This window comes from Intrasporangium chromatireducens Q5-1, assembly GCF_000576575.1.
In the GTDB taxonomy this organism is placed as follows: domain Bacteria; phylum Actinomycetota; class Actinomycetes; order Actinomycetales; family Dermatophilaceae; genus Intrasporangium_A; species Intrasporangium_A chromatireducens.
This window is the reverse complement of record NZ_AWQS01000085.1, coordinates 1-16,118: the sequence shown is the minus strand read 5'-3', so window position 1 is coordinate 16,118 and position 16,118 is coordinate 1. Positions and strand designations below refer to the sequence as shown.

At 70.1% G+C, this 16,118-nt stretch carries 17 protein-coding genes; 12 read left to right on the top strand and 5 right to left on the bottom strand.

The window, feature by feature from the left end; translation table 11 throughout:
- The 5 genes from N864_RS11515 to N864_RS11495 all read left to right on the top strand — a co-directional run.
- A partial coding sequence (locus N864_RS11515; RefSeq protein ID WP_034716736.1) for an NAD(P)/FAD-dependent oxidoreductase occupies positions 1 to 326 on the top strand: 326 nt, incomplete at its 5' end.
- A 214-nt stretch (positions 327 to 540) separates the two neighbouring features.
- The gene (locus N864_RS11510; RefSeq protein ID WP_034716734.1) at positions 541 to 1,059 is read left to right on the top strand and encodes a hypothetical protein; all 519 of its coding nucleotides are present in this window, start codon (positions 541 to 543) and stop codon (positions 1,057 to 1,059) included.
- Positions 1,060 to 1,658: 599 nt separating this feature from the next.
- Positions 1,659 to 4,436 (top strand): MobF family relaxase, encoded by a 2,778-nt coding sequence (mobF, locus tag N864_RS11505; RefSeq protein ID WP_051518482.1) that lies wholly within the window; start codon positions 1,659 to 1,661, stop codon positions 4,434 to 4,436.
- Between the two features lie 423 nt (positions 4,437 to 4,859).
- The gene (locus N864_RS25675; protein WP_034716731.1) at positions 4,860 to 5,186 is read left to right on the top strand and encodes a hypothetical protein; all 327 of its coding nucleotides are present in this window, start codon (positions 4,860 to 4,862) and stop codon (positions 5,184 to 5,186) included.
- Between the two features lie 36 nt (positions 5,187 to 5,222).
- On the top strand, positions 5,223 to 6,386 hold the full coding sequence (locus N864_RS11495) for a tyrosine-type recombinase/integrase (RefSeq protein WP_034716728.1): 1,164 nt from the start codon (positions 5,223 to 5,225) through the stop codon (positions 6,384 to 6,386).
- Here the strand turns inward: N864_RS11495 and N864_RS11490 are convergent.
- The 3 genes from N864_RS11490 to N864_RS11480 form a co-directional block, all read right to left on the bottom strand.
- Positions 6,356 to 6,685, bottom strand: coding sequence for a type II toxin-antitoxin system RelE/ParE family toxin (locus N864_RS11490; RefSeq protein WP_205620926.1), 330 nt, complete (start codon positions 6,683 to 6,685; stop codon positions 6,356 to 6,358). The two genes, N864_RS11495 and N864_RS11490, sit on opposite strands and share 31 nt — an antisense overlap.
- Positions 6,667 to 6,912, bottom strand: coding sequence for a hypothetical protein (locus tag N864_RS11485; RefSeq protein ID WP_034716726.1), 246 nt, complete (start codon positions 6,910 to 6,912; stop codon positions 6,667 to 6,669). Before N864_RS11485 ends, N864_RS11490 begins: the two co-directional genes overlap by 19 nt.
- Positions 6,913 to 7,022: 110 nt before the next feature.
- Positions 7,023 to 7,982, bottom strand: coding sequence for a 1,4-dihydroxy-2-naphthoyl-CoA synthase (locus N864_RS11480; protein ID WP_034716724.1), 960 nt, complete (start codon positions 7,980 to 7,982; stop codon positions 7,023 to 7,025).
- A 57-nt stretch (positions 7,983 to 8,039) separates the two neighbouring features.
- Here N864_RS11480 and N864_RS11475 point away from each other — a divergent pair, with 57 nt between their 5' ends.
- The 7 genes from N864_RS11475 to N864_RS11445 all read left to right on the top strand — a co-directional run bounded on the left by N864_RS11475 (position 8,040) and on the right by N864_RS11445 (position 12,991).
- Entirely contained in the window at positions 8,040 to 8,519 is a 480-nt protein-coding gene (locus N864_RS11475) for an NUDIX hydrolase (RefSeq protein ID WP_034716722.1), read from the top strand.
- Between the two features lie 86 nt (positions 8,520 to 8,605).
- Entirely contained in the window at positions 8,606 to 9,136 is a 531-nt protein-coding gene (locus tag N864_RS11470) for a YbhB/YbcL family Raf kinase inhibitor-like protein (RefSeq protein WP_034716720.1), read from the top strand.
- A gap of 298 nt (positions 9,137 to 9,434) precedes the next feature.
- Positions 9,435 to 9,893, top strand: a complete 459-nt coding sequence (locus N864_RS11465; RefSeq protein WP_034716717.1) for a DUF6318 family protein — start codon at positions 9,435 to 9,437, stop codon at positions 9,891 to 9,893.
- Between the two features lie 224 nt (positions 9,894 to 10,117).
- On the top strand, positions 10,118 to 10,798 hold the full coding sequence (locus tag N864_RS11460) for a PKD domain-containing protein (RefSeq protein ID WP_034716715.1): 681 nt from the start codon (positions 10,118 to 10,120) through the stop codon (positions 10,796 to 10,798).
- 175 nt (positions 10,799 to 10,973) lie between these two features.
- Positions 10,974 to 11,201 (top strand): hypothetical protein, encoded by a 228-nt coding sequence (locus tag N864_RS11455; protein WP_034716713.1) that lies wholly within the window; start codon positions 10,974 to 10,976, stop codon positions 11,199 to 11,201.
- 33 nt (positions 11,202 to 11,234) lie between these two features.
- Positions 11,235 to 12,236 (top strand): o-succinylbenzoate synthase, encoded by a 1,002-nt coding sequence (locus N864_RS11450; RefSeq protein WP_034716711.1) that lies wholly within the window; start codon positions 11,235 to 11,237, stop codon positions 12,234 to 12,236.
- Positions 12,233 to 12,991, top strand: a complete 759-nt coding sequence (locus N864_RS11445; RefSeq protein WP_034716708.1) for a 3-keto-5-aminohexanoate cleavage protein — start codon at positions 12,233 to 12,235, stop codon at positions 12,989 to 12,991. The genes N864_RS11450 and N864_RS11445 overlap by 4 nt, the downstream gene beginning before the upstream one ends.
- 37 nt (positions 12,992 to 13,028) lie before the next feature.
- Here the strand turns inward: N864_RS11445 and menD are convergent, their stop codons facing one another.
- The gene (gene menD / locus N864_RS11440; protein ID WP_034716706.1) at positions 13,029 to 14,747 is read right to left on the bottom strand and encodes a 2-succinyl-5-enolpyruvyl-6-hydroxy-3-cyclohexene-1-carboxylic-acid synthase; all 1,719 of its coding nucleotides are present in this window, start codon (positions 14,745 to 14,747) and stop codon (positions 13,029 to 13,031) included.
- A 1-nt stretch (position 14,748) separates the two neighbouring features.
- Positions 14,749 to 16,026 carry an isochorismate synthase gene (locus N864_RS11435; RefSeq protein ID WP_034716703.1) on the bottom strand — a complete coding sequence of 426 codons (1,278 nt, stop codon included), beginning with the start codon at positions 16,024 to 16,026 and terminating at the stop codon, positions 14,749 to 14,751.
- Between the last annotated feature and the right edge of the window lie 92 nt (positions 16,027 to 16,118).

The following is a 16,118-nucleotide window of genomic DNA, read 5'->3' as shown; positions in this document are numbered from 1 at the left end:
CCGCGGTCTTCACCATCCCCGAACTCGCCCGCGTCGGGATGCTCGAGGCCGAGGCCCGCGACACCGGCATCGACCTCATCGTCCGGTACAACGACACCAGCGGCTGGTACTCCAACTACCGCATCGGGGAAACCACCGCCGCGGCGAAGATCCTCATCGACCGGTCAAACGACCAGGTCGTCGGCGCCCACCTGCTCGGGCCCGAGTACGGCGAGCTGATCAACACCCTCGGCCTGGCCATCAAGCTCGGACTCACCACACGTCAACTCAAGTCCGCGACCGCCGCCTATCCCACCGTCGGGTCCGACCTGGGCTCGATGCTGTGACAGCGCTCTAACCTCACGTGCCCCCAGTGTGTGAGTCTCGCCATCGCGGACGCTGGTCGCCAAGCACCCAGCTGTCACGGTCACAAAGTCGTCGGCGGCAGGCCCGCGACCAGCCCGACGCAGCGGGGAGGCCGGTGAACGGCTCACCACGGATATGACCCGGCGCGGACGCTCAGCGGCCGTCACAACCGTGCAAGCGATCTTTGGAGGAACAATGCACATCCGACAGGCCGCCCTCGACCTGGTCCTGGCCGCCGCCGCGGGATACGTCGGCACCAAGGCCATGGAACCAGTCAGCATGAAGTTGTACGACATGGAGTCCGCTGCCGACCGAGAGCGCGAGGACGCCGTACGGCCGGGACCGCCGTACCGGATCGCAGCAGAACAGCTCAGCCGCCGCGCCGGCTTGGATCTCAGCGACGAGCAGCTGGATCGCTTGAGCCTGGCATTCCACTACGGCCTGGCCATCCAGTGGGCGCCGCTCTATCCCCTCCTGCGGCGTACGACCGGATGGTCCGCACCAACCGCCGGGCTCGCAACCGGTGCCGCCATGAGTATCGTCGCCGACGAACTCATCACGCCCGCCTTCGGATTCTCCGCAGCCAACCTCGACTACCCGCTCAGCACCCATCTGCGCGGATTCATTGCGCACCTGGTCTTCGGGCTCGCCGTCGCCGGGACCGTCGAGGCCGGATGGGCGCTGGGCAGTTGGCGCACCTCGACGGCAAACTGACGGGTAGGCACGAACGGGCCTTGAATCACGCAACACCTCGGCCATCTCCGGAAGTCCCGTACTGGATCCCGATGCGAGAGCGCACTGCTCGAGGGTAAGGCCGTTGACGCCGAGCTCGATGGACCCGTTCAACTGCGGTTTCGGGGTCGCGTAGGAGTTCGCCGGTGCCAGTCAGGGGTATCAGGGCCGGGCTCTCGTCGTAGTGCATGGCGTCGAGTTGGAGCAAGAGCCGTTCGTAGCGGTTGGACTCGCTGAACGAGGTGGCCGAGTCCGCGAGCGGTGTAGGCAGCCGCGGGAGCCGACGACGGATATGGCGTAGGCGAGAGCCATGGTCATTTGGCCACGTTCGACCAGTGGCTCGATCACATCGAGCGAGGACACCGTCGCTGTGCCCCGGGATCTCTCCTCAAGGACACTCGACAAACCTCGGATCGTCGGTAGCCGCTGACCCTTACTGGCCGTTCAACTTCTCGTGGCGAGCCCTCCCAGACACGCCGTTGACAGGCCCCCAAGGCGTCGGCACGCATGCTACGAAGGCTGCAGATGGGTCGCCCGCGGACGGGCGGCCCACGAGTCATTTCAAGGGCAGTTGTTGGACGTTGTCGGCACTCGTTGACCGCCTCGTCCGGGAACGGATCGAGGTGGTCGGCATGCACGGCGGGATGAAGTTCTACCGCGGCTCAGCCACGGCCGCACGCGCCTACGTGGAGGCCGACCACTCCCGTGCAGACGACTACTACCTCGCCGAAGGTTCCGGGGTCGCGACCAGGTACGTCGCCGTTGTGAGCGAGTCGGTGAGCCTGAAGCATGGGGGCGAGCTCGACGGCCAGACCTACGAGCGTTGGGTGGCCGGGTACGACGTCGAGACCGGCGCCGCGAAGGGTCGGCTCCGGGACGACGCGAACGCGTTGCGGTTCGTCGAGGTGAGCGTGAACGGTCCGAAGACGTGGTCGCTGGCAGCGGCGCTCTACCCCGAGGTCTCGGCGGCCCTGGATGCGGCCCAGGACCGGGCGGCCGAGCAGATCATCACTTGGGTTGCGGCGCATGCGACGACCCGGGTGGGACCGCGCGGCCGTCAGGTGCAGGTGCCCGTAGAGCAGATCGAGGCGGCGACAATCCGCCACTACACGTCGCGCGCGGGCGATCCTCATCGGCACCTTCATCTGCAGATCAACGCTCGTGTGTTCGCGGCTCGCAGGTGGCGGGGGCTGCACTCGGTGGGGGCACGTGACGAACTGGAGGCGCTCAACGGCATCGGTCACGCTGCCGTCGCGACCGACCCGGGCTTCCGGGCGGCGCTGGCCGACCACGGGCTCACCCTCGACCCGGCGACGGCAGAACTGGTCGAGCTGGCTCCGTACGCCCCGCGATTCAGCGCGAGGGCGGCACAGATCAGCCGCAACATCGAGCAGCTCGAAGCCGAGTGGAGGTCAGAACACCCGGGCGAGGATCCGGGCCCGCGGCTGCGGCAGGCGTGGGATCGGCGAGCCTGGGCGCAGGCGCGGCCGGACAAGGTGGTACCGAAGGACGGCGCCGCGATGGTGGCAGCGTGGAACCACGAACTGCGCCGGCTGGGGTTCCGCGACCCACACCGGCAGACGGCGGTGGTCTCCCCGAGGGTCGGCGAGCTCGATCGCGACTCCGCTGTCGATCTGGTGCTCTCGCGGCTGGCGGCGAAGCGATCGGCGTGGAACGCCGGGGACATCCGCGGACAGGTCGAGTGGTGGATCGCGCAGAGCGGTCTCGTCGCTGGCGCCGCGGGCAGGATCGAGCTGGCCGAGGACCTGACCGCGCGTGCAGTCGCCTCCTGCACGCTCCTGTTGGACCGCGACGACGTACCCGAGCACGTCAGAGCACTGACCTCGCCGCGGGTGATCGACGTCGAGGACCGGATCACACGCCTGCTCGGACTCTTCGCCTACGCCGGTGGGCAAGACTCCACGTTCGACGCCCGCACCGCGATCACCCTTGACCCCGCGCAGCGGGCGGCGGTTGCGGCGCTCGCTGGGTCGAAGCACCTCCTCGTGATCGAGGGCGCCGCCGGCGCCGGGAAGACGACCACTCTCACCGTGACGAAGGAGAGGCTGGCTCGGCAAGAGCATCGGTTGATGGTGGTGACACCGACGTTGAAGGCGGCCGAAGTCGCCGCAGGTGAGATCGACGCTCCGTCGTTCTCAGCCGCATGGCTGATCCACCAATGGGGCTGGAGATGGGACGACGACGGCCACTGGACCCACACCCACACCGAGCCTCTCGATCCGCGCGCCATGCTCGGTCGAGGTGACCTGCTCGTGGTCGACGAGGCCGGGATGCTGGACCAGGACACCGCCTGCGCACTCCTGGAGATCATCCACGTGACGGGCGCGCGGGTGGCGTTCATGGGTGACCGGCACCAACTCCCCGCGGTCGGCCGCGGCGGCGTCCTCGATCTCGCCGCCCAGCACGCCGGACCCGACGCTTCGGTCTCTCTCGACGTCGTGCACCGGTTCACCGACCCGGAGTACGCCGCGATCAGTCTGGCGATGCGACGGGGCGAAGACCTCGCAGACGGCGAGTCGGTGTTCGAGGCCCTGTGGCGCCGGAAGCAGTTCCGTCTCCACGCCAGCGAACCGGAGCGCATCCACGCGCTCGCACACGAAGCAGCCGAGGCGATCCTGGCCGGGCACACCAACCGTGCGCTGATGGCGGACAGTCGTGAGCATGTCACCGTGCTCAACGGCGCGATCCGAGACCGGCTCGTCGCCGAAGGCCTCGTAAGCGATGACCGTGTGGTGGTGAACGAGACAGGTCAGCGGCTCGGGGTCGGCGACCGTGTCGCCACCCGCCGCAACCACTGGCAGCTCGGCGTGGCGAACCGACAGACGTGGACCATCACGAACATCGACGACGACACGGTCAGGCTGCGCAACGACCGAGGCCGGACCCGCGAAGTCCCGGTCTGGTACGCCCACCGGTCGGTCGAGCTCGCCTATGCCACCACCGTCTACGGCGCCCAAGGCGACACGAAGGCCGAAGGGCATCTGGTCATGGGCGAGACCACGTCGGCGGCATCGGCGTACGTCGGCATGACCCGTGGCCGCCACGACAACGTCGCACACCTCGTCGCCGACGGCCCCGAGCAGGCGCGGGCGATCTGGGAGCAGGTCCTCGGGCGAGACCGGGCCGACCTCGGCGTCGCCCACGCCCGCCTCCAGGCCATCGACACCATCGACCGCTACGGCCCCGACGGCTCCGCGAAGCTCCGCGCACAAGCCGTCGCCCGGCAGCGTGCCCAAGAGCAAAGCCGCGCCCAGAACCGGCGCGAGTTCGAGCGGCGGCACACCGAGCCAGCCGAACCCGCTGGTCCCAACCGGACCGGCCCTGGCATCGGTTTCTGACCACGGGCGAGTAGCCGCCACAAAGAATCTTTCTGGCCCTCCACGGGCGAGTCCCACGGGCGGGGTCGACCTGCACTAACACCGCGTCGGCATACTCGCCCGTGGCCCGCACGTCCCCGTTGTGCAACTCGCCCGTGGGCGGAAATTGGTGCGCCCTCCCCTCCATGCTGGGCACGTGCAAGCGCGATGCGTCTCGCCATTCGGGAAGTTCTCGACTTTAGGAGGGGCGCCCCTCGAGAGGGGCGCTGACCAGCGCAAACGCGTGCGTCCGTCCCGTCGCCCCTCCCCCGCCCGTCCCAGGACGGGCGCTCTCAGGACGGGCGGAAATTGGTGCGCCCCGTGAGGACCGTGGATGCCAACGGTGTCCATTCGCCACCAGCGAAGCGCTTGAAGTAGGCACACAACACGAGAAGGAGAACCGCGATGACGACCCAGCCCGACACGGACGGCGCCGCCGCCAAGGAGTACGCCCGCCGACTCCAGGCAGGCGACGAGATCCTGTACCTGCCCGAGGCCGCCGTATTCGTCCGAAAGTCCGTCGGGACGCTGCGCTACTACCGCCACCTCGGCATCGGGCCGCGCAGCTTCCGGCATGGCCGCAACGTCGCTTACTGGAAGACGGACCTGATCCTGTGGCTGGCCGAGGAGGCCGCCCAGCCCGCGGGCCGTTCAGACGGCGCTCACGCCCTCGCCCGTCCACAGGTAGGCAGGTCGAGGAAGGTGGATCGTCGGAGCCGGGATGCAAGATGAGAACGGCACCAGAACCCGCGGAACCGGAGGTGAGCCATGGGCTGGGTTTGGAGACAAGACCGGGCCTGGCGCGGCGCCTACCGTGACGAGGCCGGCAAGCAGCACACCAAGTCGTTCACACGGCAGATCGACGCCAAGCGGTGGGTCGCCACCGAGGAGGCCAAAGTCGTCCGAGGCGACTGGGTCAACCCCGCCGCCGGGAAGACCACCTTCGCTGCGTTCTTCGCCGACTGGTCACCACGGCAGGTGTGGCTGTCCTCAACCCGCGAGAACGCCGACCTCGCCGTCGCCGGTGTGACCTTCGGCGAGATGCCGCTGCGGGCAATTCGCCGCTCCCACGTCGAGTCATGGGTGAAGCAGATGAGCGCGAGCCTCGCGCCCACCACGATCGACACGAGGTTCACCATCGTCCGCGGAGTGTTCCGCGCGGCGGTTGCCGATCGGCTCATCCCGAGCGACCCGACCATCGGCGTCGTGCTGCCCCGGAAACGCAGGGCCGAGGCCGCCATGAGCATCCCGACCAATGCCGACGTCGCCAAGCTGCTCAACGCTGCCGAGCCTCCCAACCGACCGAAGTCACGGCCAGGCTTCACCGCCTTCGTCGCGCTATGCGCCTTCGCCGGGCTCCGACGTGGCGAGGTGCTCGGCGTCCAGGTGGGCGACATCGACTTCCTCGCCCGGACGCTGCGGGTCAAGCGGCAGATCCAGCGCGCCAAGGGCGCGGACATCGCGGCAGGCAAGGACCTCGCGGAAGCCGTCGCCGGGATCACCGTGATCGTCCGACCGCCGAAGTACGAGTCGGAGCGGACGATCTACCTCCCGGACGAGCTGGTCACGATTCTCTCCGAGCACGTCCGCCAGCACACCCCGACGGGCGAGCCGACTCGGTGGCTGTTCTCCGAGGCCGACAGGCCGTGGCATGACAACCTCGTTGACTACCGCTGGCGCTCCACCCGCACCGATGCGGGAGTCGCCTTCAAGCTCCACGAGCTGCGCCACTACTTCGCCAGCGGACTCATCGCTGCCGGCTGCGACGTCGTGACCGTACAGCGGGCGATGGGGCACGCCGCCGCGACCACGACGCTGAGCACCTACGCCCACCTGTGGCCGACCGTCGAGGACAAGACCCGCGCGGCCGCGTCAGGCATGGCCGCTGCGGTCCTGGCGAGTCAGACTCGAAGCGTCGACTCCCAGTCCTGACCACCTGAGAAGACACCGAGGACGCTCACGACGACCTCGTCCCCCGATTCGTCGACGGCGTACGCGATGAGCGTCCGCTTCTTGAAGGTCGTGGTTCGCATGCCGGGGCGAATGTCACTGCGATCCCGTCCCGCAAGCGGGAACAGCAGGATCCCCTCGCAGTGGTCCATCACGGCACGGACAAACTCGCGTGCCGTTTCCGGTGACGCCTTGTCGGAGATCCAGTCGTCCAGGTGATCGAGTTGCTGTTCGGCCTCTGGGGTGTAGACCACCCGCCCCGTCATGGACGGGCGGCCCACTTGGCTTCGAAACGCGCGCGCACCTCGTCGGCCGGGATCGCACGCGACGGTTCGGCCTGCAACGCGTCGTACGCCGCAACCGCCCCCGTGCGCAGCCACTCCTCGGCCGCGACGGCGAAGGCCTCGTCCGGATCGACGGATTCGAGCAGCCGCAACGCAGCACGCTTTCGCACGTCGGGAGGCAGGGACATCCCTGTCGCGAAGAACTCCGACTCGCTCACCGACACGCCATCAGGTTACCCGACGGCACCGACGCGACGGCTCGATCTGACTTCTTGCCACATCTCTGCCACATCTGGGCATCCAATAGGCCTCTGACCTGCGGAAACGCGTCGGATCAGTAGTACCAGGGGAACGGCGTCCAGTCGGGGTCGCGCTTCTCGAGGAACTGGTCGCGGCCTTCGACGGCCTCGTCGGTCATGTAGGCGAGCCGCGTCGCCTCACCGGCGAAGACCTGCTGGCCCATCAGGCCGTCGTCGGTGAGGTTGAAGGCGAACTTGAGCATCCGCTGCGCCTGCGGGGACTTGCCCATGATCTCGGATGCGGCCTGCAGCGCCTCCTTCTCGAGGTCGGCGTGGTCGGCCACGATGTTGACGGCCCCCATCCGGTGCATGTCTTCGGCGGTGTAGGTGCGGCCGAGGTGGAAGATCTCGCGGGCGAACTTCTGGCCGACGGACCTGGCGAGGTAGGCGCTGCCGTAGCCGCCGTCGAACGAGCCCACGTCGGCGTCGGTCTGCTTGAAGCGCGCGTGCTCGCGGCTGGCGATGGTGAGGTCGCAGACGACGTGGAGCGAGTGGCCGCCGCCGGCCGCCCAGCCGTTGACGACGGCGATGACGACCTTGGGCATGGTGCGGATGAGGCGCTGCACCTCGAGGATGTGCAGGCGACCGCCCTGCGCCTTGACGCGGGCCTCGTCGACGGTCTCTGCCGTGTCCCCGGTGGCGTACTGGTAGCCGGAGCGGCCGCGGATCCGCTGGTCGCCGCCCGAGCAGAAGGCCCACTTGCCGTCCTTGGGGGAGGGGCCGTTGCCGGTGATGAGCACGACGCCGACGTCGGGCGTCATCCGGGCGTGGTCGAGAGCCCGATAGAGCTCGTCGACGGTGTGCGGCCGGAAGGCGTTGAGCACCTCCGGCCGGTTGAACGCGACCCGCACGACCCCCGACTCCGGCCGCGGGCGGCCCTCGTGGGCCCGGCGCCGGTGGTACGTGATGTCGGTGAAGTCGAAGCCGGGGACGACGTCCCACTCGCTCGGGTCGAAGATCTCGGACACGGTGCTCTGGGCGGGCTCGCTGCTCACGCAGCGACCCTAGCGCTGGACGTCGACGAGCCGGACAGCGCCGCTAGGGTCGCCACCATGCCGATCCCGCCGTATGTCGCTCACCTTCGCACGATGATCGGCCAGGACCTGTTGTGGCTGCCCGGGTGCACGGCCGTGGTGCTCCGCGAGGGGGAGCGCGGCCCGGAGGTGCTGCTGCTGAGACGGTCCGACAACGGCGAGTGGACCCCCGTGACGGGGATCATCGACCCCGGGGAGGAGCCGCACGTCGCTGCCGTCCGCGAGGTGCTCGAGGAGACCTGCGTCGTGGCGGAGGTGGAGCGGCTCGTGTGGGTCAGTGCCGGCGCCGAGGTGCGGCACGTCAACGGCGACCGCGCCCAGTACCTGGACCACACCTTCCGGTGCCGCTGGGTGTCGGGGGAACCGCGGCCCGGGGACGACGAGGCGAGCGAGGTGGCCTGGTTCGGGGTCGAGGCCCTGCCGCCCATGCAGCAGCGCTTCCGCGACCGGATCTCGTGTGCGGTGGAGGGGCCGGTCGAGGTGCGGTTGGGGCACTGACTCGGCCGGGGTGCGCGGACCGTACGGATGGCGAAGAGGATGGCGGGGAGGATGCGGGGACGCGGGGCGGCCCTTACGGTGCAGGTATGAGTCTTGACCGCCCGCAGCACCCAGACCCCTACGAGCTCCTCCCCAAGGTCGCGTCGTTCACCGTCACGAGTGACGACATCACCGACGGCCAGCCACTCAAGGACGACCAGGTCGCGGCGAAGGGCAACACGAGCCCCCAGCTGTCCTGGTCCGGCGCCCCGGAGGGGACGAAGAGCTACGTCGTGACGATGTTCGACCCGGACGCGCCGACGCCGTCCGGCTTTTGGCACTGGGCCGTCGTCGACATCCCGGCCGACGTCACGTCCCTGCCGACCGGCGCCGGTGCCGAGGGTGGCGGGAGCCTGCCCGAGGGCGCGTTCATGCTCCGCAACGATGGGGGCACGGTGGGCTTCATGGGCGCGGCCCCGCCGGAGGGCGACCAGGTGCACCGCTACTACGTCGTCGTCCACGCCGTCACGGAGGACAAGCTGGGCATCGACGAGAAGGCCTCGAACGCCGTCATGAGCTTCAACCTCGCCTTCAAGACGGCGGGCCGCGCGATCGTCGTGGGCACCTACCAGCACTGAGCCACCCGCTCTTGGGCCCGGCCGCCGCCCCGGTGGCCGGGCCGTCGTGTGCCTGTGGATTGCGGCCGCCGCTCGGGGTGCGGTTCTGCCATGCTCGTGAGAGCGTTTGGTGCAGATGCGTTCTGTTACGACAGGGGAGCCGATGGTTGCGACTCGCAGAATGTCTCCGTATGCCGCTGTGCTGGCTGCCGCTCTGACACTGGGCGCCTGCTCGGGGGCGGATCCGGCGCCGGCCGAGACCGGAGCGGCGTCGACGGTGAGCTCGAGCTCGTCGCGTGCGCCGAGCCCGACGAGCAGCGTGCCGCCCACGACGGCGTCACCGACGACGAACGAGGACCCCGTCCTGGCCAAGATCCCCAAAGAAGCCCGGCCAGAGACCCCCGAGGGCGCGAAAGCCTTCGCAAACTTCTACATGAAACAGGTGAACCAAGCGTTCACTGAGGCCGAGCCCTCAGTTCTTGAGGGGCTCGCATCGGCGGACTGCAAGATGTGTAAGGCGTTCCATGAAGGTGCCAAAGATCTCGAGCAAAGGGGAATTCATCACAAGGGTCAGTCCATCGAACCGACCTCCGTGTCAGTCCAGCAGTATGACGACGCAGTTCGAACCGTGCTGGTTTGGACGACCCAGCATTCTGTTCCTGTCGTCGACGAGAAGGGGCAAAAGGTGGATCAAACGAAGTCAGGAAAGGGGATCTTCCTGGCGACGTTGACCTTTGACAAGCGATGGCAGATACAGAGGCTCCAGGTGGCGAAGTAACTGTGATTCGGTGGACGATTGGTCTTCTGAGTGTCGTCATTGTTCTCGGGGCGAGCCCCAGTGCGGCGACGGAGTCGTCGCCGTGCCCCAATGACATCTTCCAGTCCTGCGCGACTGACGAAGCTCACGCGGAAGTTGGGTTGTCGCGCGAGCAGGTACAGAAGTTGCCGAAGTTCGTGGGTGACGATGGCGGGGCGGTCCTTGTCTCTGATGAGAAGCGGCCGGTGTACGAGTACCGGACCTTGGCGAACTGTCCGGCGGCCAAGCCTGACCAGATCGGCGAGAACGTCTCGTGCATGGCGGCGCTCAAGGCCTGCCCACCTGATACGAAGGGCCCGCTGTCCGTGATCTGGCGTCGGGCGATGCTCGACGGTGAGGTCGTCGAGCCATGGACCAGTGTCGGGTTGACCTGCCACACGGATGTGGCGCCCGGGGCGCGGCCCACGATCTCGATGGCGGACATCCGTGCCCAGTTCATGCGCACACCGTGGGCGAAACCGCAGATCGCCTCTCAGCCGGCCGGCAACGTGACGTTGGTGAATCTGAAGACGTTCTACCGGGTGAACTGGTCGACGCAAGGCTTCGGGCCGGGCGAGGTCGACGCCTCGAACCTGCTCGGCTTCACCGTGCGGATCCGTCCGAAGGTCGTCGGCTTCAGGTACGTGTTCGGCGACGGGGACACGTTCGGGCCCACCACCTCCACGGGCGGCGTCTACCCGGACGGCGACGTCACGCACACCTACCGGAAGCGCGGCGAGTACCCCGTCAGGGTTCAGACCACCTGGGGTGCGGACTTCTCGATCGACGGCTCGACCTGGGACGAGATCCCGGACACCGTCACGGTCTCCGGGCCGCCGACGACCATCACGGTGAAGGAGGCGAAGGCGGTCCTCGTCAACGAATGAGGACCGGCACGGCGACACAGCACATAGTCGCGCCGCAGCGGGTCCGCGCCGGCGGGCGAGGGCAAGGTGAGCGGCATACTGACATCTGTCACCTTCAGGTGCTGACATCCGGGCGTGGAGCGCGCGGCACGGCGGACCTACTGTGGAGACAGGTCACCCGTTCACGGAGGTTTCGATGCTCACGCCACGCCATGCCGTCGTCGCCGGCATCGTGCTCATCGCACTCGCGGCCGCCCTGGCCACCGGTGGGCACGGCTTCTGGCTCGTCTTCCCGCTCTTCTGGATGTTCGGCGGCTGCGGCCGCGCCCGACGGTGGGAGCGTCGGGGCAGCCGGCCCCAGGACGACGCGACCGCGCCCGACCCGACCCACGACCGCCACGAGGCGTTCCCGGGCTCGCGCTGACCCGAGGCCAGCCGGGTCGGTCATGATGGCTCCGTGACCGACCTGCCCAGCGCCGACGAGCTGCTCGCCACCGCGCACGTCGTCTCGATCCCGATGCGCGTGCGCTTCCGTGGCATCGAGACGCGCGAGGCGCTGCTCTTCCAGGGCCCGCGCGGCTGGGGAGAGTTCGCGCCGTTCGTCGAGTACGACGACGCCGAGTCCGCCCGCTGGCTTGCCGCCGGCATCGAATGGGCGTATGCGGCTGACCCGGGTCGTGCTCGCGAGCGCGTCCCGGTCAACGCCACGGTCCCCGCGATCGGCCCGGAGCGTGTGCCGGAGGTGCTGGCACGGTTCGACGGCTGCACGACGGCCAAGGTCAAGGTGGCGGAGGCGGGACAGTCCGTGGCCGACGACGTCGAGCGCGTTGCGGCGGTGCGGGAGGCGATGGGGGCGCACGGACGCATCCGGGTCGACGCCAACGGGCACTGGGACGTCGAGACCGCCGCGACCGCGCTCGGGAAGCTCGCGCCATACGGATTGGAATATGCCGAGCAGCCGTGCGCGACCGTGGACGACCTCGTCGAGCTGCGAAAAACCTTGGCACGGAACGGGATCGATGTGCGGATCGCCGCGGACGAGTCGATCCGGAAGGCGTCCGACCCGCTGCGGGTGGCGCGGCTCGGCGCCGCCGACATCGTCGTCGTCAAGGTGGCACCGCTCGGCGGTGTGCGGGCCGCCCTCGAGGTGGTCGAAGCGTGCGGGCTGCCGGCAGTTGTGTCGTCGGCCCTCGACACGAGTGTCGGGATCGCGGCCGGCGTCGCGCTCGCAGCGGCCCTGCCGTCGCTCGAGTTCGCTTGCGGGCTGGGCACGGTCGGGCTCTTCACCGACGACGTCAGCGACGAGCCGTTGCTGCCCCGGAACGGTGCCTTGCCGGTGCGGCGTCCGTCGGTGAGTTCGGAGCGGCTCGAGGCACTCGCCGCGCCCGCGGACCGGACCTCGTGGTGGCGCGAACGTCTGGTGCGCTGCCTGCGGGTGCTCGAGGGGGAGCGCCTGTGATCCAAGCCTGTCTCAACGGGAGCCGTCGGCCGGGGGCACATCCCCGGCTGCCGCTCACAGCGCACGACCTGGGAGTGGCGGCGCTCGCAGCTGCTGCCGCCGGGGCGGCCATGGTGCACGTGCACCCCCGGGACGAGCACGGACTCGAGACGCTCGACGGGCACGGCGTGTCGGCCGCGGTCGGTGCGATCCGCGAGCAGGCGCCGGGGGTGCGCGTCTCGGTGACGACCCGGGACGGCATCGCCGCGTCGAGCCGCGAGAAGCTGGCGCTCATCGAGTCGTGGCCGGGCCCGGAGCTGGGTGGGCCGGACTGCGCCAGCGTCAACTGGCACGAGGACGGCGCGTCAGAGGTGGCGAGGGTCCTGCTCACCAAGGGGATCGGTGTCGAGGCCGGCATCTGGACGCCGATGGCGGCGACCCGGTTCGTCGCGACGCACTGGCCGTGGCAGGTCGAGCGGATCCTCGTCGAGGCGCTGCCCGGGATCAGCCGCGGGTCGAACGGGACGTGGGCGGTCGAGCGGATCCTCGCGGCGCTCGGCATGCTGCCCGCCCAGGTGCTGGTCCATGGAGAGGACGCGTGGACCTGGCCGGTCCTGCGCTGGGCCCGGACGGCCGGCTATGCCATCCGGATCGGTCTGGAGGACACCCTGGTCCTGCCCGACGGTCGCGAGGCGCGGGACAACGCCGAGCTAGTCGAGGCGGCCCGCCGGGAAGCCGGCGGGGAGGCGACCTGGCCGCTGCGGCGCCCCATCTGAGCCTCGCCCCGACCTGACCGCGCCACGCGGAGCGCGGTCAGAGGGGGAGCGAGGTCGCGAGACGGCGCAGGCGAGCCGCCTCCTCACGACGGTCCTCGCGGGGAACCGGCACCTCGAGCACCCGGATGCCGCTCTGCCGCTCGGTGAGGGCCTCCGCGAGCCGGTCGAGGTCGGTGACGCGCTCGTAGGCCGTGTGCCGGGCGCGGCAGAGGGCCTCGACGTCCGTGCCGTGCGGGGTCGCGAAGACCCGCTCGAACGCGGCCGCGTAGCGGCGGTCGCCCTGCTCGAGGGTCGCGAAGATCGAGCCCCCGTCGTCGCTGACGACGACGATCGTGAGCCCCGGACGGCGGTCGCCCCGGGGGATGAGCAGCCCGTTCGAGTCGTGGATGAAGGTGAGGTCGCCCATGATGGCGAGGGTCCGCATGGCCTGCGGTCGGCCCAGGGCCACCCCGACCGCGGTCGAGGTCATGCCGTCGATCCCGGCCAGTCCCCGGTTGCCGACTACGAAGCGGTGCTCCTGCGGCCGCCAGGGAGCCGCCATGACGTCGAGGTCCCGCACCGGGCTGGACGAGCCCACGACGAGGGTCGTGCCGGGGCCCACGGCGCCGGCCACGGTCCGTGCCGTCGTCAAGCCGGTCGGACGACTCCAGTCCTGGGCGTCGTCGATGCGCGCGGCGAGTCGTTGGTCGGCCCGCTGCCACCGGTCGAACCACTCCGGCGGGTCGGCGGCGGCCACGGTCGGGACGGTGTCGAGGTGCCGGGCCACGCGTCCCGGGTCGGTCGCGACGCCGGACCTGCCTCGCACCGCGACGACCTCCAGCCCGGGGTCGCTGATGAGGCCGGTGACGGGCCGGGACAGGGTGGGGTGCCCGACGACGACGACCCGCTCGATCTCGTCGCGCAGCGCCGTGGCGAGGAGCAGCCGATACGTGCGCAGCGCCTGACGCCCGGTGCGCGCACCGGAGGTCGGCTCCGCGAGGAGCGGCCAGTTACCTGCCTCGGCGAGCAGCCGCGCGGACGGCCCGGCATCGTCGCCGGCAACGACGACCGTACGAGGGCCGTTGCCCAGGACCTCGGCGCCCGGCATGGGGTAAGCCCGAGCCCGGCCCCTCAGCGCAGTGTTGGTGGCCGAACCCCGTGGTGCGCCACCACCTTCACCCTCGAACGTGGCGTTCGGAGGAGAGGTGCGGGAGGACCGGGAAGGGCGGGTCCACCAGGTGTCCGCCTCGTCGCTGGCGGGCAGCAGGTCGCCGTCGAACTGGAGGTTCAGCTGGGTCGGGCCGCCTGCCGCTACGGCTGCGTCCACGGCCGTGGCGATGTCCGCCTCGGTGGCGTCCGGCGGCAAGTCGTGGCACGCGGCGAACACGCCGAAGATGCCGGCCTGCCGGGTCGTCTGGTTCGCGCCGGTGTCTCGCAGCCGCTCGGGCCGGTCCGCGCTGAGCACGATGACCCGACGCCCCGAGTGGTGTGCCTCCATCACGGCAGGCAGCAGGTTGCCGACCGCCGTGCCCGATGTCGTCACGACGGCCACCGGGTCACCGGAGCCGAGGGAGAGCCCCAGCGCGAGGAACCCGGCCGACCGCTCGTCGACGCGGACGTGCAGCCGCACGTCCCCAGCCCGCTCAGCGGCATACAAAGCCATGGCGAGGGGGGCGGAGCGGGAGCCGGGGGACAGGACGACCTCGCGCACGCCGGCGAGCCACAGGCCGCCCAGCACCGCTTGGGCGAGCCGGGTCGCCGTCGGGCGGGCGGTCACGTCAGGCGTCCATCAAGGCATCGCGCATCGGCACGAGCTTCGCGACGGACTCGGCGACCTCCGACTCCGGGTCGGACCCGGCGACGATCCCGCAGCCCGCGAAGATGCGGATCTGGCGTGGGTCGTTCAGGTCAATCGCACCGCAGCGCAAGGCGATTCCCCACGCGCCGTCGCCGGCCGCGTCCATCCAGCCGACGGGGCCGGCGTAGCGACCGCGGTCCATCCGCTCCAGCTCACCGATGATGCGCACCGCGTCGGCGGTCGGGGTGCCACCCACCGCCGCGGAGGGGTGCAGCGCCGCCGCGAGCGCGAGGGCGGTGGCGCCGTTGGCGGCGACGGCCGCGACGTCGGTCGCGAGGTGCATGACGTTGGGCAGGTGCAGCACGAAGGGTGACTCGGGCACGTTGATCGACGAGCAGTGGGGGGCGAGCGCCTCGGCGACCGATCGGACGGCGTACTCGTGCTCCTCGAGGTCCTTGGAGGACCGGGCCAGGGACGCGGCGAGGGCCAGGTCCTTCTCGTCATCACCGGTGCGGCGGATCGTGCCGGCCAGCACACGACTGGTCACCAGCCCCTGGTCGCGCCGCACGAGCAGCTCGGGCGTGGCACCGACGAGCCCCGCGACTGCGAAGACCCACGTGTTGTCGTACTCGTCTGCGAGCCGTCGCAGCAGCCAGCGGGGATCGATCGGCTCGGCCGACGTCACGACGAGGTCGCGTGCGAGGACGACCTTGTCCACCTCGCCCGCGGTGATGCGCCCCACGGCGGCGGCGACCGCACCCGCGTAGGCGGTGGGCGACAGCGCGCCGTCGGCGAAGGCGACGTCCAGGGGCGGGGCGGGCGGCACGGCGGCGCCGGGCGTCTCGAGCGGGGTCAGCTCCGGCCGAGTGGTGATGGTGGTGACGAAGGTCCGGCCGTCGCGACGCCCCACGACGACCTCCGGGACGACGAGCCGCGCCGGCTCGGTGGAGTCGTCCGCGAAGGGGAAGGACCCGAAGCAGATGAGGCCGGAGCCGCTCGTGCCCACCTCGTCGCGGACGACGGCGCCGGCGGTGACCGCCGACCACCACTCCCGTGCGTCCTCGAACCGGGAAGGCCCGCGGGTCTCGCACGACACCGCAGAGCCCCAGCCGACGAGCCCCTCGCCCTGGCGCACCCACGACGCGCACTGCTCGACCGGCCCCGGGGGGAGCAGGTGGAGCAACGGCTCGTCGGTGTCGACCGTGACGGTCCGCACGACGAGGGTCGGTGCGGCGGCGGGCACGGTGACGGTGGACATCGACGCAAACTCTACGGCTCGCCGGTGGGTAGGACGGACCCGGCGGAGTTCGGGCTCACTGGACGGGCGGGAACCGGAGTTCGGGCTCACTC

Coding starts and splice junctions, on each gene's coding strand:
- N864_RS11510 (WP_034716734.1), top strand. CDS start 541: ATGCACATCCGACAGGCCGCCCTCGACCTGGTCCTGGCCGCCGCCGCG.
- N864_RS25675 (WP_034716731.1), top strand. CDS start 4,860: ATGACGACCCAGCCCGACACGGACGGCGCCGCCGCCAAGGAGTACGCC.
- N864_RS11495 (WP_034716728.1), top strand. CDS start 5,223: ATGGGCTGGGTTTGGAGACAAGACCGGGCCTGGCGCGGCGCCTACCGT.
- N864_RS11475 (WP_034716722.1), top strand. CDS start 8,040: ATGCCGATCCCGCCGTATGTCGCTCACCTTCGCACGATGATCGGCCAG.
- N864_RS11470 (WP_034716720.1), top strand. CDS start 8,606: ATGAGTCTTGACCGCCCGCAGCACCCAGACCCCTACGAGCTCCTCCCC.
- N864_RS11455 (WP_034716713.1), top strand. CDS start 10,974: ATGCTCACGCCACGCCATGCCGTCGTCGCCGGCATCGTGCTCATCGCA.
- N864_RS11435 (WP_034716703.1), bottom strand. CDS start 16,026: ATGTCCACCGTCACCGTGCCCGCCGCCGCACCGACCCTCGTCGTGCGG.